Here is a 19,392-nt window from a genome sequence, read left to right on the forward strand (position 1 = left end):
GCCAAGACAAATCCATGTGTGTGCCATTGTGCGGGCTAATTTGCATTCTCTCGACAGCCCTGGCTTCTGATCCCAGGAAGGTCTTCTTTTTTCACCCCAGGAAACATGTCTGCCATTTCAGGCCAACCTTGTTGATGGTCCGTATATTCGATTTTAGGTAGCAGCGGTGGTGGGTCGGTGTAAGGGGTATTATCCAATGTGTCGGAAAGATCCACGATGCGGCGGTTGCTTGAAAGTCTCATGTTTTTCTCCTTACTGTTGAGCGCGATTAGGTTGAACGTATTGATCGATGCATGAGCGATCAGTTGGTGAAAACCAAAGTGCATCTCCTTGCCATTTGGGTGACCAAACCATTGTTTATTCCAAGAAATAGTAAGAGGGCGGCTTACACGGCCATCTTGCCAATCCTCCCCAAGTTCATCTGGGGTGATGGCGATAGGTGCAAAGCTGGTGGAAGGTTTGGCTTGAATGAACCCAAAGACTGTTTTCATTTTCTTTGCAGCAAAGGCGGTTTTGTCCTCTCCTGTATTTAATAGGGCATAACGGGCTTGCAATAACGGCTCGACTCGATGCCAATGGTTGATCGCCTCTTGAAATGTTGGTGCTATATCAGAGACTAACGAGGCTTGGCGCATGTCTTTAGAGACAAGTACTAATAAGCCGTCAGGATGGGTGGATTTAAGGCTGGCGAGTTTCATAAGTTGTGTCCTTGTACTGCGACAGAAAGTTGGATTTTGACAATACGAATGACGATCAAGGCGCTGATGACGAGCTGACCGATAGCGACGACAAATAATGCGTGAGGAATTTGTCTGATGTCTCCATGAGTCATGGAAAGCACGATGAGCGGGCTAATGAATTCACCAAGAAAGAGCATTGCTGTGAAGACACCTGTTACTCGGCCACGTTGTGCCATGTTCACAAAAGACATGATGCAAGTGATTAAGGTCGGCATCATCAGTCCGACACCCAACCCAGAAAGAGAAACGGCGAGTGTCATCAAGGTGTATTGATTCGCTTGCGACATTAACAGGCTGCCTATACCGGTAAGTGTTAAGCCAGCAATGAATATGCTGGTACGGCTGTAGCGAGCAAGCGCTTGGAAACCAATCGCTCCTAATAAAATACCGACTTGGTTGGCGCCCATGGTTAAGCCAATTTTGCTTGGATCATCCACCGAAATCAGGTTGAGCAAATAACCAGCCTGAACTGGTACTAAAAATAAGCTTATGCCTGTCACTATGGTGAGAAAATAGAGCGGGGTTAGTGCTTTCCATGGGATGGGTTGACGTTGCGCCGCTAAAGCTTTGGTTGTTGCATCTTGATATGTCATCTTATCGTCGATTTTGGCAACGGGTTCCCAAAGTAGCCATGCCATTAATGGAAGAAACAACAGGCCCGATGCATAAAGCCAAAATGGCGTTCGCCAGTTTTCTTGGCCCAATACCCCACCTACAGAGATGAAAATAGCGGCAGACAGAGACGTAGCAACCATTTGTAAGGCAAACAAACGTTCGCGGCGCTTGCCATCAAAATAGTCTCCTATTAAGGTGGTACAGCACGTCATGATGGCGGCTTCTGCTAAACCAATGCCAGCACGGCTGATGACGATATTTCCTAATGTAGGTAGCCAGATAGGCAACACTCCACAAATGCTGTACATCAACATGGAATACACCAGAATGCGTTTGCGACCTAATTTGTCAGCAATCAACCCAGCAACGGGAGAGAAAAAGGCAACCATCAATGCTGGCAAGGTGAGTGAAATAGGCACTAACACCGCTGTCATGGCATTGTCAGCAAAATGCGCTTGCATCTTGGGTAGTACGGGAGCAATGAGTACTGCTCCCAGTACGGGCAAACAGCTGCCAAGCAGCAGAAGGATGGACTGAGGCCAGCCGGCGTGGTGTTTGTTCATGGTATGTTGCCTCTTATTTTTATTTTGTTATTTTTATTGATTTTTTATGACTGCCTTCCTAGTAGGAAAATAACTAGGAAAACAACCTATCTGTCGAGGTAGAGTTTTTTGTCTATTACGCGAAAAGCGACCTTAGACAGCCGTTCTCCTAAGCAAGATCCGTGGACACAAGGTCCTGTTTTAGCTTCAAACCGAGCTCAGTGAGCAAAGCAAATAATGTGGTTCGTGTCTTTTGAGAGAAACTGGTTCTTTTTGTATTCAATGTTCACTGGGTCATTCTTCTTCGGCCAACTCGTATAATTTGTCCGCCATTTTTGACCAACTTTCACGAAAGGAAATGGATGCAGCGGCATTAGGTTTATCCGCAAACGCTTGAAGAGGGCCACACATTTCTTGAACTTCTCCAATTTTCGTTCCCATCTCTAGGGCAAGGTTAATCGATAAATCCCAAACGTAATTGGTAGGAAAGAAACGAAACATATAGATAACTCCTTATTATTTTTATTGTGAACAAAAAAAGAAAAGTGGCCATCGTATGGTTATGTTCACGATTACGTCTGATTTGCTATGATGAAAATCATCCTAGAATAAAAAAAAGCATTGTTTAAATGGATTGTATTTCTATTATGTATTGATAAGATCGATTCGAAGAGTGTAATCTGCTTCAGATAAAGGTCTCTCTTTATAAAAAACAAAAACAAAAAAAGAAGAATAACCATGCATTTTCGAAAGTTAGATTTGAATTTACTTGTGGCGCTTGATGCGTTAATTCGCCGACAAAGTGTGAGTTTGGCGGCGGAAGAGCTGCACCTTAGCCAATCGGCGATGAGTAACTCTTTGTCGCGATTACGAGATTATTTTCAAGATGATCTATTGACCCAAGTCGGTCGTAAGATGGTATTGACTCCCCATGGACAACAATTAGAACATCCTGTTCGAGAGATATTGGGGCGCATTGAGGCGTCACTCATGCTCTCACCAGAGTTTGACCCAACCATCACGGATCGAGAATTTAAAATTTGCGTATCTGACTACACGCTCTATACCTTAGTGCCTCATGTATTAGAAGTGGTGCATGAGCAGAACAGTAGCGTGAAACTGAACTTTCTCCCTCAGGTTAGTGATCCTAAAAAAGAGCTAGATCGAAGTGAGGCCGATTTACTTATCATACCGAGTATCTTCTGTTCGGACGATCACCCAAGCGAACCTCTTCATGAGGATGAGTTTCGATGTGTCGTATGGAGCCAAAGTCACCTTGCACTCGGTGACATGACTATCGGAAAGTTTCTTTCTGCTGGACATATTTGTATGCAGCCACCCAACTCGAACCCTTCTTTTGAGACGTACTCCTTCGAAAAAGCTGGCATTCACCGCAATATACAAATCCGAACCTTTAGTTTTTCATGCTTACCCAGTTTATTGATTGGCACAGATCGTATTGCCACTTTACAAAATACACTGGTTAAAAAAGCTATTTCTCAAGGTATGGCACTAACTTCAATGGCGTTGCCAATTGAACTGCCTCACTTAAATGAGCGCATGCAATGGCACAAATACCAAAATGCCGACCTCGGAATGATCTGGTTACGAGAAGTGTTTAAAGAAGCGATTACTCGTATTTAAGATTGGTGCTGGGCTTTCTCGAGGAGAACGCTATGTATAAACGGATTTTGAAATAAACAACAATAATTGCCAAATACGTGGCTTAGAAAATCTCCCGTCCCATATTGACCTAGCTGTTTACGTTCACCGTCGAACAGGAAGGTTGCCAACAATAGGTTCCCACCTTCGCGTACTACTGTCCGGAATAACGGGTGGATGAGGAAATGACGGATGAGTGTGGATATAGTGGGGTAGTGAGTTGAGGAAATTGGAAATGATGAGATACGCTACTTGGAATCATTAGGTGTTTGTTTATAGGGTGGCCATGTCGAGTGATCGATAAGAGTCGATCAGTACATCCAGCATTGCGGCGGCGGCAACGGAGAGGTGGGATCTGGGTTTGCAGACGACGCCAACTTGCCAGCGGATATCGGGGGTGGTGATAGGGCGACAGATGGCGCCTTGTTCGTTGGCTTGCTTGCGACAAAGGGCGGGCACGACGGCGACGCCCATGCCTTCGCTGACCATGCGTCCTACGGTGGCGAGTTGGTGGGCATCGAAGGCGACATGGAGTTGAATGCCAGCATTAGCCAGGGCGCTTTCTATTAAGGCGCGTACGCTGGAGGGACGTTGTAGGGTAATAAAGTCGTAGGCGAGGAGCGCTTGCCAAGTGATGCTGTTTTGCTCTGTGAGTGGGTGGTCTTTTGGCAATATGGCAATAAAGCAATCTTCGTACAGAGGGTGGAAGGTGAGGTCATTTAGGGTGTCTGGTTCAAAGGAAATGCCGAGCTCCACTTGATTGTTGGCGACCATGTCGACCACCGCATCGGATAGTACATCGTCAATGGTTACTTGGACGTTGGGAAAGCGTTGGTGATATTGACGAATGGCTTGGGGCAGTAAGGAGGCAGCGAAGGATGGCATGGCCGCAATGCTGATTTTACCTAGTTGCAAGGCAAAACGTTGCTTCATTTCATCTTCGGCGTTTTCCCATTGTGTTAATAAGCGTTTGGCTATGGGCAACAGGGCTTCCCCTTCGGGCGTTAATGATACCGTTCTGGTGGAGCGAGTCAGTAGCTTTCCGCCGAGGCTCGCTTCTAAGCTTTTGATTGATAAGCTCAATGCCGGTTGCGATAGGTGTAGTTGGTTGGCAGCGTTGGCAAAGCTCATGCTTTGCGCGACACACAAAAAGGCCCGTAGTTGCTTTATATTCATTGCTGCCCTTGTTTTGTAAAACTTATTAATAAATATAAAAATTAAAATTAATTTATTTGTCACGATCCGTCAAACTGAACTTATCTGTTTTAAACACCGATTCATAAGGAGAATAATAATGGCGGGGTTTGATAAGGTGGTTTCCAGTTATGAAGAAGCCATGCAGGGGTTAGAAGATGATATGACTATCCTTGCTGGCGGCTTTGGTCTATGCGGTATTCCAGAAAATCTGATTGCCGAAATTCAACGCAGAGGGACCACGGGGCTCACGATTGTTTCCAATAATTGTGGGGTCGATGGGTTTGGCCTTGGTCTCTTGTTAGAAAAGAAACAAGTCAAAAAAATGATCTCTTCCTACGTTGGCGAGAATGCGCTATTTGAAAAGCAGCTTCTTGATGGTGAGCTGGAGGTAGAGCTCACGCCCCAAGGAACCCTCGCTGAAAAAATGCGGGCGGGCGGCGCAGGTATTCCGGCCTTCTACACCGCAACAGGGGTGGGCACACCGGTTGCAGAAGGCAAGGAGGTTCGTGTCTTTGCAGGGCGTGAATATCTATTGGAAGAAGCCATTACCGGTGAGTTTGCTATTGTTAAAGGCTGGAAAGCGGATCGCTATGGTAATGTTATTTATCGTCATACGGCGCAAAACTTCAATCCCCTTGCCGCCACAGCAGGGAAAATCACAGTGGTGGAAGTGGAAGAAATTGTTGACGTCGGTGAGTTAGAGCCGTCGCAAATTCATACGCCAGGTATTTACGTGGATCGGGTGGTTCTTGGTACCTTTGAGAAACGCATCGAAAAACGCACACTAAAAGAATAACGAGGTGTCAGATGGCTTTAACAAGAGAACAAATGGCGCAGCGAGTCGCTCAAGAGTTAAAAGATGGCTTTTATGTCAATTTGGGGATTGGTATTCCAACCTTGGTGGCAAATTATATTCCACAAGACATGGCGGTGATGCTGCAATCCGAAAATGGTTTATTGGGCATGGGAGAGTTTCCTACTGAAGAGACCATTGATGCGGATATGATCAATGCGGGCAAACAGACGGTCACGGCGATAAAGGGGGCATCGATTTTTTCTTCGGCTGAATCCTTCGCGATGATCCGTGGTGGGCATGTGGATTTAACCGTATTGGGGGCGTTTGAGGTGGATGTTCAGGGCAGTATTGCTTCTTGGATGATTCCAAACAAATTGGTGAAAGGCATGGGTGGAGCGATGGATTTGGTCGCCGGCGCGGACAATATCATTGTCACCATGACCCACGCTTCTAAAGATGGCGATTCCAAATTGCTGGAGTCTTGTCGCTTGCCTTTGACGGGCAAAGGCTGTATCAAAAAAGTGCTGACCGATTTGGCCTGGTTAGAAATAGAGAATGGTGCTTTTATTCTTAAAGAGCGTGCCCCTGGTGTGACCGTGGAAGAGATTCAGGCGAAAACACAGGGTAAATTAATCGTGCCGGATGATGTACCAGAGATGCAGTTCGCGCAGGCGTCGTAAAACGCTGTTTCGACAAACGAAAATACATAAAGATAAGAGACCGTCAAAGGAGCCGATATGAAAGCTGTTATTGTTGCTGCGGGTAGAACGCCCATAGGGTCATTTAATGGAGCGTTATCTTCATTGAGTGCGGTTCAATTGGGAACGCAATTGTTATCAGGCTTGTTAGCCAAACAGCCTGAGTTAAAAGAGCAAATAGACGAAGTCATTTTAGGTCAGGTATTAACGGCGGGTTGTGGGCAAAACCCAGCTCGTCAAACGGCGATTCATGCGGGCCTAGCCCATACGGTGTCAGCCATGACAATCAATAAAGTCTGTGGCTCTGGCTTAAAAGCGGTGCAACTAGCGGCACAATCCGTATTGAACGGAGATGTCAAGATGGTAGTGGCTGGCGGGCAGGAAAGCATGAGCCAAGCGGCCCATGTGTTGCCGAACAGTCGCAGTGGTAAGAAATTGGGCAACTGGGAGTTGGTGGACTCCATGGTAAAAGATGGTCTGTGGGATGCGTTCAATGATTATCATATGGGGCAAACCGCTGAGAATATTGCTTCCCGTTGGGATATTAGTCGCCATGAACAGGATGCGTTTGCTGTTCAATCTCAGCAAAAAGCCGCTAAAGCCAGAGAAGCAGGGCGCTTTGTTGATGAAATTTTTCCGATCTCCATTCCGCAACGAAAAGGGGAGCCGATTATTGTTTCAGAAGACGAACAAATCCGTGCGGATACCAGTGAAGCCTCATTAGCTAAGTTGCGTCCCGCTTTTAATAAAGAAGGCACCGTTACGGCGGGCAATGCCTCATCATTGAATGACGGTGCTGCCATGGTTGTGGTGACGACCGACGACGAAGCGAAGCGTTTAGGCTTAACGGTATTGGCCACCATTGAAGCTTGCAGCAGTGCAGGCGTTGATCCCAGCATTATGGGAACAGGCCCGATCTCGGCGACGCAAAAAGTCTTAGGGAAGGTGAATTGGTCGGTGGCGGATTTGGATCTTATCGAAGCAAATGAGGCTTTTGCCGTACAAGCGTTGTGTGTCAATAAAGAACTGGGCGTGGACACCAGCAAAGTCAATGTTAATGGGGGTGCGGTGGCACTGGGTCATCCTATTGGCGCATCGGGCTGTCGTATTTTAGTGACTTTGTTGAATGAAATGCATAAGCAAGATGCCCATAAAGGCTTGGCAACTTTATGCATTGGTGGTGGCATGGGCGTCGCCATGTTGGTGTCTCGTTAGTCTGTCACCCTCTAGTCAGTCACAATCTTAAAAGCCTTATCCATTGGTATTAATAAAACGGTCGTCTACAGGCGATCGTTTCGTATCTCCTATAACAAATACAAAAACAGGAAGACTTATGAACACTCTCACACAAGAGAAAACGCTCTTACAAAAAATTAGCCAATTCTTTGTAGTATTACTGCAACGTTATCTGCCTGACCCGTTTATTTTCGCCATTGTATTGACCTTAGTGGTTTTTGTGATGGTAATGCCCAGCACGGGACAATCGCCAATGCATGTAGTAAACGCGTGGGCGGGTGGATTTTGGAAGTTGCCGAGCGTTTAGAGAACAGCCGTTTACTGTCTTGGTTATTGGGCGTTATGGGCTTTGCTTATATTGAGACGTTTGTACGACTACTGCGCTTGCCAATACTTTGTTAAAAACAGACTCAAAATGCTCATTTATCGCTATAAACTCCGCTTTCTCGTCTGTTTTTGCCGCGTCTTGGCGTCGCTCGTGACATCGTACAAAGGTCTCATATTATTTATTATTTTGTGACCAAAGGGTTTGCTTTGAATTTGAATATCGTGAACTTTACTTTTTTGTTCACGGCGATTTTGCTCCATGGTACCCCTAAGAGCTTGTTGAATTCGGTCTCCCAAGGGGCGCGGAATTGTGCGGGCATTCTGCTGCAGTTCCCTTTCTACGCGGGGATCATGGGAATGATGACGGCGGTCGGTCCAACCGGTCAGTCGTTCGCTGGGGTTATTTCCCAGCTGTTTGTGTCCATTTCCAATGAGACGACGTTTCCATTGTTTACCTTTTTAAGTGCTGGTGTGGTGAATTTCTTTGTGCCCTCTGGCGGTGGTCAGTGGGCGGTACAAGCACCTATCATGATGCCAGCGGGCGCGGCGCTGGGTGTGGATGCAGCAAAAACGGCCATGGCCATTGCCTGGGGCGATGCTTGGACGAATATGATCCAACCTTTTTGGGCCTTGCCTGCCTTGGCGATTGCAGGGCTTGGGGCAAAAGACGTGATGGGCTATTGCATTATGGCGCTACTAGGCTCTGGGGTGATTATTTCAGCCGGCTTTCTTCTGTTTTAGGAGGACTTTCTAGTAGGATAAACGATTAGCACATTTACAACGAACAATACGGTCTATCAGGCCGTATTGTTGTTTTAACCCAGTATTAAATGCAATGGAAGGAAGCAGAATATGGCGATTGAAACCTATCACCCCAATGATCAGCAGGACTTGATTGAGTTATGGCAGCAATTGTTTCCCAATAACGGTGCTCATAATGAACCCGCTTTAATGTTGGCGGCGAAGCGCGAGGTGGATGACTTGATTTTTGTTGCCAAGGAGGGTGGGGAATTGGTAGGAGCCTGCATGGCAGGATATGACGGCCACCGTGGATGGCTATATGCTGTGTCTGTAAGGCCTGACCATCAAGGCGAAGGCATTGGTAGAGCTTTGGTGACTCATGCACTAGACGCCTTGCGAGAAATAGGCTGCATTAAGGTCAATTTACAGGTGCGAGAGGACAACAAACAAGTTGTGCAGTTTTATGAAGCCCTTGGTTTTTCTGTGGAGCCCCGAGTCAGTATGGGGTTGTTACTGGATTAGTTCAGCCTGTCCTTACTACTCGTTTATTCCCACCAGATACGGTAATCTGGCCTATATCATAGCGAGGGGAAATGAGTGATCAAGCCAAAACGCACTATAAACGGTTACTACATCGCGATTATTGTGGCGATTGTCTTTTCTTGGTGGGGCTTGTTGGACAGCAAAGCGTCGGAATACATTTCGTCGTCACTGGTACAGGCGTTGAGTGCTTTTGGGCTCGCTAAATTATTCAATGCCACGGTGTCTGTGCTGCAAAGTGTGCAGATCAGTGTGTTTGTCAGCTCGGTGACTATTGGCGAGTTATTAGATCCCTTTAACGACATGATCGAAGATTTTTCCGGTGTGATGAAAATCGCGGTCACGTCACTGATTTTTCAAAGCATTCTGATTAAAATTATTTCCACTGTCTATTTCAAAGGGTTTTTAACCCTATCGGCCTTACTGTTTGGCTATTTATACAGGATCAAAAGTCGCTTTACGGAATTCGCTTATAAAATATTTGTGAGCGCGTTGGGGGCCAAGTTTCTATTGGTGTTGGTGGTGTTATTGTCCGCGCTGGTGGACGTGTCTTTTTTGAGTCATGAGAAGACCCAAACCATGGACAAAATCCAAGCACATTCCGCCGATATGGACGAGGTCACAACAGGGCTGGGTGTCGCTGCGGATTTAAAACAGTCCCTTGATAAAGACAAACAAACACTCGAAGAAAAACGCGACACACAGCAGCAAGTGCTGGCTGATGAGAGTGTCCATTTAAGACAATTGATCCTGCAAAATGAGGCGTTAAATCAGCAAATTACCGAGCGTAAAAAAGCGTTATCCACGTTAGATATTTTGTTTAATAACGATAAGGCATTGTCTGACCTAGAAGACAAGCAAAGCGCCCTTAACGACGAGCGTTTGCAAACAGAGCAGAGCATGAAAAGCACACAACGTCAGATTCGTGCCATACAAGAGTCCATCCAAAAGCTGAGTTCAGATAACTCAAACGATGGCTTGTTGAACAATTTAAAACAAAATGTTGTTGGTTTGAGCCATTTTAAAGACAAAATCAGCCACTATGTAGAAACACTCAACGGCCTAGTGAACGACTTTCTCACCTTATTAGCCTTGTTTGCTTTCAACACCGTATTCATTCCCATTTTGTTTCTGTATTTAGGCACAAAAGGCTTCAAACTGATTTGGCAGATCAAACCGTCTGGATTGGTCGAGCGATCATAGGAAAGTGTCGCTCTTAGAAATCGAATTCGCGTAAAAACGGCTCTTTTGACAATGCTCTTTTTGGTTTGTGTCTTCTTAACTCTCTGTCGGATGCAAGCCATTACGGAGTTGATTCTGATGGATTCTATTGATTTCTTCCCCTTCTAAGTTCGTTCTTACTAATGCAAATTTTTAAATAAATTTTTTTAAAACATGGCGTTATGGACTTTGTTTCATATATGGAAATATGAATTTCTTATATGGTTTACTCGATAAATTCTCTTTTCTAAGATTCGGTATCGGAGATCAATATGACATCAACACCAGTAATAAGAACAATAAAAGTCCTTGAACTATTTGCTCAAAGTGACAAACCTGAAACGTTAGCCACTATCTCACGCAAGTGTGGTATTCCGATGGCAACGGCTTCTCGTATTGTTGGTACGCTTGAGAGCGAAGGGTATTTACATCGTTCAAGAGACAAGATGTATTACCGTAACTTCTCTTTACAGAAAAAAATGAATCTGTCTGAAGGGTACTTAAGTTGCTTAGAACAAGTCTTAGAAGATGTGTCAGAGTTATCTGAGCAGTCCAGTGAAGCCATTTTTATTGAAAACAGTCAGTTGCATTGGCTTTCCAAAAAAGAGTCTAAGAATGTTGCCTTCCGTTTGAAAGCCTATCCAGGATTCAAGCGTCCGTTGTATGAACTCGATTCGCCTTCTCGATTAAGCCTCGCCGCAATGGGATGGGATAAAGTGCGCGAGCAATTTGATGTCAATGCCTTTTTTGAAACGGGAATGGAAAGAGAAAAGGTGTCTAAGGCATCACTGAAATCCCGCCTTCAAAATACTTGCCTAACCGATGTGGTTTACGACGTAGAAGGGAATATTCGAGGCATAAGACGTTTTTCAAAAGCCATTTTTGATCGTCATGGACAGTTTGTTCATCTGCTTTGTATTGCTGAAGCTGCCATATCCAAGCACGACATTCAATCGCATATCGAAAGTAATAAAAAAATCATTAACGAAGCCGCCGCTAAGTTAACCGCCTTTCTTCATAGGGAGTAGTCAAATAAACATGAAAAAGCAGCCAAACATTCTATTTATCATGGCCGACGACCATGCTTCAAAAGCAATCAGTTGCTATGGTCATGGCTTAAACAAAACGCCAAATATTGATCGTATTGGTCAAGAAGGTATGCGTTTTAACCATTGTTATGTCACCAACTCAATTTGTACACCAAGCCGTGCCAGCATTTTGTGTGGTAACTATAACCATGTAAACGGCGTCATGACCTTAGCAAGTAAGATTAATAAGCACATCCCCAATGTTGCTAAGCATCTTCAGACGGGCGGTTATCAGACTGCAATGATAGGCAAATGGCATCTAGGAGAAGGTGAAGATCACGAGCCATCTGGTTTTGACTTTTGGTCTGTCTTACCGGGGCAGGGGGAGTATTTTGACCCCGAATTTATTGAAATGGGTAAAGAGGTTCATGAGTCTGGCTATGCGACAGACATCATCACAGATAAATCCATTGATTGGCTGAGAGAAACCTCTACGGATAAGCCGTTTTTTTTAATGTGTCATCACAAAGCGCCACACCGTTCTTGGGAGCCTCATCCAAAATATCGCGATATCTACACTGATGATATTAAGGTTCCAGATACCTTTACGGATGACTACAAAAACCGTGCAAAAGCCGCTAAAGCCGCCAAAATGCGTGTTGATGGCGATATCACGTATTTCGACTTAGGTCTTGTGCAACCAGAAGGCGGTGCAGAAGTTGGTGAAGCCTCCTTTATTGGCTCAAAAGACCGCAAAATTCCTACGCCAAAAGATTTGAGTCATTTCAAGCTTATTGATAAAGCCACTGGCGAAGTATTTACCTTTAACACTCATGAAGCGTTAGCGCATTTTAAATACCAGCGTTATATCAAGCGTTATGTTCGCAGCATTGCTTCCATTGATGAAAGTGTTGGTCGCTTACTGGATTATCTAGATGAAACAGGCCAAGCCGATAATACCATCGTTATTTACACTTCAGACCAAGGGTTCTTTTTAGGTGAACATGGCTGGTTTGATAAGCGATTTATGTACGAAGAATCTTTCCAAATGCCATTCTTAATTCGTTATCCCAATGGCATCAAAGCAGGAAGCGTCTGCAATGACATTATCTCCAATGTGGATTTTGCACCGACTTTTCTAGACTACGCCAAAATCACAGTACCAAGTTATATGCAAGGTACAAGCGCACGTCCTTTACTGGAAGGCAATACTCCTAGGAATTGGCAAACAGTGGCCTACCACCGTTACTGGATGCACAGCGATGAGCATCATAATGCCTATGCGCATTACGGTATTCGTAATAAACGCTACAAATTAATTTTCTGGTACAACGAAGGCTTTGACTTACCTGGTACACAGCCGGGTGGTGAAGAGAAAGAGTGGGAGCTTTTCGACTGTGAAGAAGACCCTCTAGAGCTATTTAACTGTTATAGCAAACCTGAATACAAAGAGGTTGTTCGAGAGCTGACCATTGCGCTTGATCAGAAGATGGCCGAAATCGGTGATGTACCTCGTCATAACACGGCGGAGATTTTGTCTGCTCTTTAATGAAAGGGGGCTTTGGGGCCTCCAACTTTAATCGTCTAATAACAAGGTTAACAAAGGACAATAAAATGAAGTTCATATCTTTAGCGAAAGTACTTTCTTTGGGGCTTACTGTCTTTACTGCAAGTTCTGTATTTGCAGCGCAATATGATTTTACGATGGCGACAACTATGCCGGTATCTTCTCCATGGGGGAAGACGCTAACAAACTTTCAACACTTAGCGGCGCAATACACCCACGGTAAAGTTGAAATTAAGACAAGCTTCGGCGGTGCTTTAGGTAATGACACCCAGTTACTTCAAAAAGCTCAGCTAGGTTCTATCGTACAAGGTGCTCAATCCTCTGGAGCAAACTTAGGCACGACAGTTCACGCTTTTAAAGTATTTGATATTCCCTATATTTTTAACAGCGTCGAAACCGGGATGAAGCTTTTCTATCCAAATGGAAAGCTTGGCGGCAAAGTAGTGGATGAGCTCCAAGCCTTAATGGCGAAAAAGAATCTTCGTTTGCTTTACGTAATGCCGTTTGAATTCCGTGGCATTTTAACGACGGACAAGAAAGTGAGCATGCCGAGCGATATGAAAGGCTTGAAAATGCGAGTAACACCAAGCGATGTTGAACGTACCATTATTACATCTCTTGGCGCTGGCGCGACAACATTAGGTATTTCAGAGGTTTACACAGCTCTTCAAACGGGAACCGTTGATGGCTTGGCTATCCCTCCAATTACCGCTGTCGCATTTGGTTTAGATGAAGTGGCGGGCAATTTCAATGAGCTGAACTTTCAACCGCATGGCTCATTTATGACAGTGAATGCTCTTGCCTGGAAGAGGCTTCCAAACAATATTCAGGATGAACTTCAAAAAGCGGCTGATGATGCGGTGCATAACAATGCGGCACTCTTTAAGTCCGTCTTAACCGAGTCAATTAATAAATTCAAAGCAAAGGGTGCCAATGTTATTGAGCCTACGGCCGCTGAGAAAAAAGCCTTTGCGGATGTTATTCAAGGGCCGGCTAGTAAAGTGGCGACGAAAGAGTTTAATAGCAGTGAGAAGCAGTTCTACCAAACGGTGAAAGAGACTATTAAAAGCTTTAAGTAACGTCATCAGGGCAGGGCAACCTGCCCAATTTCATAAGTAGTACCTATTATGCTAAAGCCTATAAAATTAATAGAGAAACATTTCGAAGAGTTTCTCTGTAGCCTTATGCTTGGCTACATTATGGTTTCCTTGAATATCGAAGTATTTAATCGTTATGTGTTGAACTCGCCATCTGCCTACACAGATGAGGCCGCTCGATTGCTCATGATCATGATAGTGTTTCTTGGCGTGCCTTGGGCTGTCAAACTTGATAAACATGTCATTATTGATTTGATCCCTGTTTCAGAAAAGTGGTGTACTAGGCGTCGTGTAATCGCCTTAATTTCACACCTAATTTTTATCGCTTTTAGCATCTGTTTTATCTTTGCTTCAATACATGCAGCAGAGTTCCATCACATGTTGGGAACGGTAACGGAAGGCATGGAAATTCCTTATTGGATACCGCTATCTATTTTACCTGCCATATTCGGTTTAACCATCATTCGTCTGTTACAACGAATTTATTTATTGCTTACCAATAAAACCTTAATAGAAGAGCACGAGGTGCCTCATGTCTAGTTTTGAAGTTTTACTGATGGTGTGCTCGTTTTTTGCGTTTATTGCTCTTCAAGTTCCCGTTGCGATTGCATTAGGAACGGTCCTGTTTTTGTGCTATTACATTATGGGGTTCAACACCATCGAATTAGTCATGGACGCTTATCAGTCTCTTGATAGTTTTCCCTTGCTCGCAATCCCGATGTTTATTCTTGCTGGCACACTGATGGCGACAGGTGGCGTAGCAAAACGTATATTAGGGCTTGCCGATGAATTTGTTGGCCATTTGCCTGGCGGCCTTGCCATCGTGACTATTTTTGCTTGTTTGTTGTTCGGTGGTTTATCTGGGTCTGCGCCTGCTACGGTTGCGGCGATAGGGGCAATCACCATTCCTGAAATGATTAAACAAGGTTATGGCAAAGGGTTTGCTGCTGGTGTAACGGCTTGTTCTGGCGTCATTGCGATTTTGGTGCCACCATCAAATCCTATGATCATCTATTCATTATCCCAACCAGGAACGTCCGTGTCGGCCATGTTTTTGAGCGGGATCTTGCCAGGGTTTTTATTGGCGCTGGGTATTGCAATACCAGCGTATTGGGTATCGAAGAAGAACGGCTGGGGTGGAACCAGAGCCGCCGGAACATGGGGAACCCGTGGGAAAGCAATTTATGAGGCAAAATGGGCCATTCTAACGCCAGTAATCATTTTGGGAGGAATTTACTCAGGTGTTTTCACGCCAACCGAATCCGCAGCCGTGGCTTCGCTTTACGCATTTATAATCGGCATGTTTGTGCATAAGGAAATAAAGGTTACTAACATATTTGATATCCTTTCTAAGTCAGCCATTATGTCTGTTGTTGCGATGTTTCTTATTCCGTTTGCGGTCGCGCTAGGGAAGTTACTTTCCTCACAACAGGTGCCAGAGTTAATGACACACTCACTATCAGGGTTTATGGATGGAAAGGTCGCCACCATTCTCTTGATCATCTTGCTGTTACTCTTTATCGGCTGCTTTATGGATACTTTGGCGTCGATTATTGTGCTTACCCCGTTGCTGTATCCACTAGTCAGTCAATATGGTATCAGCACGTATCACTTCGGGATTATTCTAATAGTGTGTCTAGGCTTGGGTTTTGTGACGCCACCATTGGGAGGAAACTTATTTATCGCCAATCAGATAAGTCGAACATCTGTTCAAAGTGTGTTTATTGGTGCTCTACCAACATTAGGAGGCATGCTTGTGGCTGCCTTGTTAATTGCCTTTATTCCTCAAATCTCTGAAGCATTTTTGTAGACACTGTCTTCTAAGCGATTAAGGATTGATCGCTTAGCCTTCTATGATGCGCTAGCAGCAAGTTTGTTTATTTCTAGGGCGCTCCTAAATTTAGGTTAATTAAGCGACAAAGGTTAGCTTAACCAATCCTTTGCGGCGTCATTAATCGCGATAATCGCAGGGTTGGAGAGACGTTGATCTGTCGAGATGGCATAGAATTGTTCGCGAATTTCTTCAGTGTTGCCAATGATCTCGACTTTGAATTGCTCAGCGACTTCCTCTGCAATGGCCGATGGTACGATAAACACGCCCACGCCAGCTTGCCCAAAGGTTTTCATTAGTGCGCGATCATCAAATTCGCCAGTGATTTTTGGGTGAATGTTATGCTTTTCTAACCATTGTAAAAGTTGTATCTGGATCAAGGATTGGTCGCTTGGTATGAGAAAAGGCGCGCCTGCGAGGCATTCAGGGAAGGTGGTTTGAAACGTATCGATTAGCGTGGGAGAGGCCATAAAAGAGGTGCCACATTCTCCTAAAAAGTGGTTAAACCCCCTCACGCCCAGTTGCGTGGGAATTTGCCCATCGGCGATGATCAAGTCCAGTTTATGCAGCGCCAGTGCGCCAAGTAAATCTTCTAAACTGTTTTCTTTGCAAACCAATCGAACCGGGTCTTCTAGTGTCATGGCTGGAGCGAGGAGGCGATAGGCTATGGACTTTGGGATGGAATCGGCAATACCGACTCGCAGCAATTGGGTCCTATCGGTCGACGCGGTGCGCACGGATTGTTCTAGTTCGCTGCCCAGAGAGAAAATTTCGTCGGCGTAACTGAGTACCATACGGCCAGTATCCGTCAGCTTAAGATTACGTCCTACCTTGACGAAAAGGGCTTTGCCAAACTGTTCTTCCAGTAACTGGATTTGTCCACTGATGGTTTGTGGTGTGATATGTAATTTCTCACTGGCTTTGCCAATACCACCTTGCTTAGCCACCACCCAAAAGTAATGCAAATGCTTGAAATTGATCATATTTCACCAATAGTTCGAGAAAAACTGATTATTTTTCTGAATAAATCGATTATATCTTAGGAGATTTTGCAGCTAACTTAAAGTTTCAAACATAACTTATCCATTCTTGGGTAAAGGAGAAGAAGATGAAAATCAAAGTGCAAGCACGTCGTTTATCTCTTACTAAAAGCTTGAAAGCTTATGTAAAACGTCGTCTGAATTTTGCATTGAATTCCCGTTATGACAATATTCAACGAGTGACCGTTATGTTGACGGATGTTAACGGTCCTAAGGGTGGTGAAGACAAACACTGCCAAGTCTTGGTTAAAATCAATGGCCAGAAAGAAGTGGTGATAAACGAGCGGCAAGCCGATATGTATTATGCTATCGACAATGCTGCCAGCCGTACAAGCCGAACGGTATCAAGACGTATTGAGCGTTTGCAAGCCAAAGCAACGCGCATGAAAGCGGCCTTTCACAAGATGAGAGCGCCAAAGAAAATGCCCCGTGATGTATACGAAGAATATGAAAATGAGTACGGCTATTATCGTCATGCATAGGTTAGAACTAGCCTAGTTGATGATGGCAATAAATTAGAGACCCCTACTTTAAGCGAATCAGAACATTTGGTTCGCTTTTTTTTATTAATTAAGTAAGAGCGACCTATATTTCTTCTATAGGTCGCTCTTGGGGATTAATTTGGAGATAGGTTGGGTAAGAACATCGCAATGTCAGGGAAGACCATAATCAATACTAATCCTAACAATCCCATCATGGCGTAAGGAAAGGCGCCAACCAGTACATCTTTAATGGTGTAATCTTCGCAGATGGCTTTAACCACAAATAGGTTCATGCCAACAGGTGGCGTCACGGCCCCGATTTCCATATTGATAACCAGAATCACGCCAAACCAGACAAGGTTGATATCCAATGCTTGTAGTGCTGGTAACAGAATGGGGACAGTGACAAGAATTGCTGCGGCCGCATCCATAAACATACCGAGTATTAAGTAAAGGATGTTGATTAAGATTAAAAACTGAATGGCGGATAAATTCAGTGAATCTATCCATTGCGCCACGTCTTGAGGCACTTGCAGAAGTGACAGAGTGTTACCAAATACGGATGCCCCTGCGATTAACATCAGTATCATGGCGCTGGTTTCGACACTGGCCATGGTGGCTTGCCAGAAGAGTTTAAGTGATAAACTGCGTTTAACAAATATGGTCAGTAATAGAGCATAGATTACCCCGACACCAGCGGCTTCTGTTGGGGTGAATAGTCCCGTATAGATCCCGCCCAGCACCACTGGAATCAATAACAAACTGGCAATCATATCAAAGGTGATAGGGGCTTTCGCCTCTGCCGATTGCTCGCTATTTGTAGGGTTAATGGGATGCTTACGCATGGCATAGATGGAATAGAGAGAAAACAATCCAGCCAACATTAAGCCGGGAATAATGCCCGCTAAAAACAACTGGTTAACAGAGCTATTGGTGACTAATGAATAGAGAATGAATGAAATGCTTGGCGGTATCAAAATCCCTAATGTACCCGATACGGCAACACAGCCTGCACTGAGCCGTTTTGGGTAACCACGTTCACGCATCTCTGGAATACTAATCGAACCGATGGTGGCAGCCGTTGCTGTGGAGGAGCCTGAAATCGCGGCAAATATAGTGCTGGCTAAGGTGGCAGCGATGGCGAGACCACCAGGAAGTTTTCTTGTTATGCGATGAGCAAAGCTGAATAAGTCTTTCCCTGCTCCTCCTTTGAGCATGAGCTGGCCCATGTAGATATAGAGCGGAATGGCAATAATAACAAAAGAATTGAGGTCACTGTAGGCCGTTTGTGTGAGCGCGTTAATGCCAGGCCCAACACCAATGGTTATCATGTAACCGAGCATACCACTAATAAGTAGTGATACGGAGATTGGCAACCCCAGAATCATGAGTACAGCCAAGGCACAGATAGTGATCGTAAAGGTCATTGATGAGTTCCAATAAGTACTAATTAATCGAGACTTTTTTCACGAAGTCGCGAATTTATAAAACATGTGTCGTAGCAATGTTTCTAATCGGTTTGGCTGATATCCAGTATGAACTTATGTAATTCTGCCACCGCCCAGACACCGGCTCCCAAAGGAATAGCCGCTTTAGCAATCCATACTGGCCACTGAACCACATCTAAAGTGATTTCTTGCATGGTGAAGCTGTTTAATGCCTGCAAAAAGCCAGCGTATGACATAAAGCACAAAAAGCTAAATAGGATTAAAAAACGCAGAATGATCAGTAGTTTTCCTCGTCCGATTATATTTTCTAGGGCAATACCTGCTGTTACATGATGGCGGCCCATTGCCGTCGCAACGGCCCCCGTAAAGGCCAGCCAAATTAAGCAAAATAAATCAAGATCGTAAGTCCAAGAGTTGTCTATGTTCATCATGCGTAGGACGATACCGGCAATGATGGACATGGATAATAAGATGAGGGATAGGGCTGCGATGGTGCTGACTAATTTAGCCAGCCCTCCCGTTAGATCCCTTACCCATTTGACCAAACGGCCAAATGGGGATGTTTCAGTTGTATGTGTCATTGA

20 protein-coding genes and 1 pseudogene are annotated in these 19,392 nt (G+C 44.8%); 14 read left to right on the forward strand and 7 right to left on the reverse strand.

Translation table 11 applies throughout. The features are described 5' to 3' along the window. Positions 1–35 precede the first annotated feature (35 nt). The 3 genes from AC0VYG_RS09445 to AC0VYG_RS09455 all read right to left on the reverse strand — a co-directional run bounded on the left by AC0VYG_RS09445 (position 36) and on the right by AC0VYG_RS09455 (position 2,398). Complete coding sequence (locus AC0VYG_RS09445; protein WP_475432049.1) at positions 36–698, reverse strand: hypothetical protein; 663 nt, start codon at positions 696–698, stop codon at positions 36–38. Then, a complete protein-coding gene (locus AC0VYG_RS09450; protein WP_475432050.1) occupies positions 695–1,918 on the reverse strand; it encodes an MFS transporter in 1,224 nt (407 codons plus the stop codon). Before AC0VYG_RS09450 ends, AC0VYG_RS09445 begins: the two co-directional genes overlap by 4 nt. 273 nt (positions 1,919–2,191) lie before the next feature. Continuing rightward, positions 2,192–2,398, reverse strand: coding sequence for a hypothetical protein (locus AC0VYG_RS09455; protein WP_475432051.1), 207 nt, complete (start codon positions 2,396–2,398; stop codon positions 2,192–2,194). Positions 2,399–2,635: 237 nt separating this feature from the next. Between AC0VYG_RS09455 and AC0VYG_RS09460 the strand changes: the two genes are divergently transcribed. Continuing rightward, positions 2,636–3,541 (forward strand): LysR family transcriptional regulator, encoded by a 906-nt coding sequence (locus AC0VYG_RS09460; RefSeq protein WP_475432052.1) that lies wholly within the window; start codon positions 2,636–2,638, stop codon positions 3,539–3,541. A 291-nt stretch (positions 3,542–3,832) separates the two neighbouring features. Here the strand turns inward: AC0VYG_RS09460 and AC0VYG_RS09465 are convergent, their stop codons facing one another. Further along, complete coding sequence (locus AC0VYG_RS09465) at positions 3,833–4,735, reverse strand: LysR family transcriptional regulator (RefSeq protein WP_199478227.1); 903 nt, start codon at positions 4,733–4,735, stop codon at positions 3,833–3,835. Positions 4,736–4,853: 118 nt separating this feature from the next. On the opposite strand from AC0VYG_RS09465, the gene AC0VYG_RS09470 reads away from it, so the two are divergent. The 12 genes and pseudogenes from AC0VYG_RS09470 (at position 4,854) to AC0VYG_RS09525 (ending at position 15,817) form a co-directional block, all read left to right on the forward strand. After that, positions 4,854–5,552, forward strand: a complete 699-nt coding sequence (locus AC0VYG_RS09470; protein WP_475432053.1) for a CoA transferase subunit A — start codon at positions 4,854–4,856, stop codon at positions 5,550–5,552. Positions 5,553–5,563: 11 nt separating this feature from the next. Further along, complete coding sequence (locus AC0VYG_RS09475; RefSeq protein ID WP_199478229.1) at positions 5,564–6,232, forward strand: CoA transferase subunit B; 669 nt, start codon at positions 5,564–5,566, stop codon at positions 6,230–6,232. 57 nt (positions 6,233–6,289) lie between these two features. Then, positions 6,290–7,465: an acetyl-CoA C-acetyltransferase gene (locus AC0VYG_RS09480; protein ID WP_475432054.1), complete on the forward strand. Its 1,176-nt coding sequence runs from the start codon at positions 6,290–6,292 to the stop codon at positions 7,463–7,465. Between the two features lie 118 nt (positions 7,466–7,583). Next, positions 7,584–7,793, forward strand: coding sequence for a TIGR00366 family protein (locus AC0VYG_RS09485; protein ID WP_475432055.1), 210 nt, complete (start codon positions 7,584–7,586; stop codon positions 7,791–7,793). A 224-nt stretch (positions 7,794–8,017) separates the two neighbouring features. Continuing rightward, positions 8,018–8,554: pseudogene (locus AC0VYG_RS09490) on the forward strand (TIGR00366 family protein); the annotation flags it as partial. A 111-nt stretch (positions 8,555–8,665) separates the two neighbouring features. Continuing rightward, entirely contained in the window at positions 8,666–9,076 is a 411-nt protein-coding gene (locus AC0VYG_RS09495) for a GNAT family acetyltransferase (RefSeq protein WP_475432056.1), read from the forward strand. Positions 9,077–9,151: 75 nt separating this feature from the next. Then, complete coding sequence (locus tag AC0VYG_RS09500) at positions 9,152–10,297, forward strand: hypothetical protein (protein WP_475432057.1); 1,146 nt, start codon at positions 9,152–9,154, stop codon at positions 10,295–10,297. Positions 10,298–10,587: 290 nt separating this feature from the next. Beyond that, positions 10,588–11,343: a helix-turn-helix domain-containing protein gene (locus tag AC0VYG_RS09505; RefSeq protein WP_475432058.1), complete on the forward strand. Its 756-nt coding sequence runs from the start codon at positions 10,588–10,590 to the stop codon at positions 11,341–11,343. Between the two features lie 10 nt (positions 11,344–11,353). Continuing rightward, positions 11,354–12,892, forward strand: a complete 1,539-nt coding sequence (locus tag AC0VYG_RS09510) for a sulfatase family protein (RefSeq protein WP_475432059.1) — start codon at positions 11,354–11,356, stop codon at positions 12,890–12,892. Between the two features lie 65 nt (positions 12,893–12,957). After that, positions 12,958–13,989 (forward strand): TRAP transporter substrate-binding protein, encoded by a 1,032-nt coding sequence (locus AC0VYG_RS09515; protein ID WP_475432060.1) that lies wholly within the window; start codon positions 12,958–12,960, stop codon positions 13,987–13,989. Positions 13,990–14,037: 48 nt separating this feature from the next. Beyond that, the gene (locus tag AC0VYG_RS09520; protein WP_475432061.1) at positions 14,038–14,547 is read left to right on the forward strand and encodes a TRAP transporter small permease; all 510 of its coding nucleotides are present in this window, start codon (positions 14,038–14,040) and stop codon (positions 14,545–14,547) included. Further along, a complete protein-coding gene (locus AC0VYG_RS09525; RefSeq protein ID WP_475432062.1) occupies positions 14,540–15,817 on the forward strand; it encodes a TRAP transporter large permease in 1,278 nt (425 codons plus the stop codon). The genes AC0VYG_RS09520 and AC0VYG_RS09525 overlap by 8 nt, the downstream gene beginning before the upstream one ends. A gap of 113 nt (positions 15,818–15,930) precedes the next feature. On the opposite strand, the gene nhaR is transcribed toward AC0VYG_RS09525, so the two are convergent. Then, entirely contained in the window at positions 15,931–16,821 is an 891-nt protein-coding gene (nhaR, locus tag AC0VYG_RS09530; protein ID WP_475432063.1) for a transcriptional activator NhaR, read from the reverse strand. Between the two features lie 125 nt (positions 16,822–16,946). Here nhaR and AC0VYG_RS09535 point away from each other — a divergent pair, with 125 nt between their 5' ends. After that, positions 16,947–17,360, forward strand: a complete 414-nt coding sequence (locus tag AC0VYG_RS09535) for an HPF/RaiA family ribosome-associated protein (protein WP_199478257.1) — start codon at positions 16,947–16,949, stop codon at positions 17,358–17,360. A gap of 134 nt (positions 17,361–17,494) precedes the next feature. On the opposite strand, the gene AC0VYG_RS09540 is transcribed toward AC0VYG_RS09535, so the two are convergent. After that, positions 17,495–18,787 carry a TRAP transporter large permease gene (locus AC0VYG_RS09540; protein ID WP_475432064.1) on the reverse strand — a complete coding sequence of 431 codons (1,293 nt, stop codon included), beginning with the start codon at positions 18,785–18,787 and terminating at the stop codon, positions 17,495–17,497. An 83-nt stretch (positions 18,788–18,870) separates the two neighbouring features. Then, entirely contained in the window at positions 18,871–19,389 is a 519-nt protein-coding gene (locus tag AC0VYG_RS09545) for a TRAP transporter small permease (RefSeq protein WP_475429743.1), read from the reverse strand. Between the last annotated feature and the right edge of the window lie 3 nt (positions 19,390–19,392).

This window comes from Marinomonas sp. 63XJN7_7_ISO-PGPR-S23-202, from assembly GCF_056173505.1.

Bases quoted from the DNA above. Each gene is read 5' to 3' on its own strand.
- AC0VYG_RS09445 (WP_475432049.1), bottom strand. From the start codon at position 698: ATGAAACTCGCCAGCCTTAAATCCACCCATCCTGACGGCTTATTAGTA.
- AC0VYG_RS09450 (WP_475432050.1), bottom strand. From the start codon at position 1,918: ATGAACAAACACCACGCCGGCTGGCCTCAGTCCATCCTTCTGCTGCTT.
- AC0VYG_RS09455 (WP_475432051.1), bottom strand. From the start codon at position 2,398: ATGTTTCGTTTCTTTCCTACCAATTACGTTTGGGATTTATCGATTAAC.
- AC0VYG_RS09460 (WP_475432052.1), top strand. From the start codon at position 2,636: ATGCATTTTCGAAAGTTAGATTTGAATTTACTTGTGGCGCTTGATGCG.
- AC0VYG_RS09465 (WP_199478227.1), bottom strand. From the start codon at position 4,735: ATGAATATAAAGCAACTACGGGCCTTTTTGTGTGTCGCGCAAAGCATG.
- AC0VYG_RS09470 (WP_475432053.1), top strand. From the start codon at position 4,854: ATGGCGGGGTTTGATAAGGTGGTTTCCAGTTATGAAGAAGCCATGCAG.
- AC0VYG_RS09475 (WP_199478229.1), top strand. From the start codon at position 5,564: ATGGCTTTAACAAGAGAACAAATGGCGCAGCGAGTCGCTCAAGAGTTA.
- AC0VYG_RS09480 (WP_475432054.1), top strand. From the start codon at position 6,290: ATGAAAGCTGTTATTGTTGCTGCGGGTAGAACGCCCATAGGGTCATTT.
- AC0VYG_RS09485 (WP_475432055.1), top strand. From the start codon at position 7,584: ATGAACACTCTCACACAAGAGAAAACGCTCTTACAAAAAATTAGCCAA.
- AC0VYG_RS09495 (WP_475432056.1), top strand. From the start codon at position 8,666: ATGGCGATTGAAACCTATCACCCCAATGATCAGCAGGACTTGATTGAG.
- AC0VYG_RS09505 (WP_475432058.1), top strand. From the start codon at position 10,588: ATGACATCAACACCAGTAATAAGAACAATAAAAGTCCTTGAACTATTT.
- AC0VYG_RS09510 (WP_475432059.1), top strand. From the start codon at position 11,354: ATGAAAAAGCAGCCAAACATTCTATTTATCATGGCCGACGACCATGCT.
- AC0VYG_RS09515 (WP_475432060.1), top strand. From the start codon at position 12,958: ATGAAGTTCATATCTTTAGCGAAAGTACTTTCTTTGGGGCTTACTGTC.
- AC0VYG_RS09520 (WP_475432061.1), top strand. From the start codon at position 14,038: ATGCTAAAGCCTATAAAATTAATAGAGAAACATTTCGAAGAGTTTCTC.
- AC0VYG_RS09525 (WP_475432062.1), top strand. From the start codon at position 14,540: ATGTCTAGTTTTGAAGTTTTACTGATGGTGTGCTCGTTTTTTGCGTTT.
- nhaR (WP_475432063.1), bottom strand. From the start codon at position 16,821: ATGATCAATTTCAAGCATTTGCATTACTTTTGGGTGGTGGCTAAGCAA.
- AC0VYG_RS09535 (WP_199478257.1), top strand. From the start codon at position 16,947: ATGAAAATCAAAGTGCAAGCACGTCGTTTATCTCTTACTAAAAGCTTG.
- AC0VYG_RS09540 (WP_475432064.1), bottom strand. From the start codon at position 18,787: ATGACCTTTACGATCACTATCTGTGCCTTGGCTGTACTCATGATTCTG.
- AC0VYG_RS09545 (WP_475429743.1), bottom strand. From the start codon at position 19,389: ATGACACATACAACTGAAACATCCCCATTTGGCCGTTTGGTCAAATGG.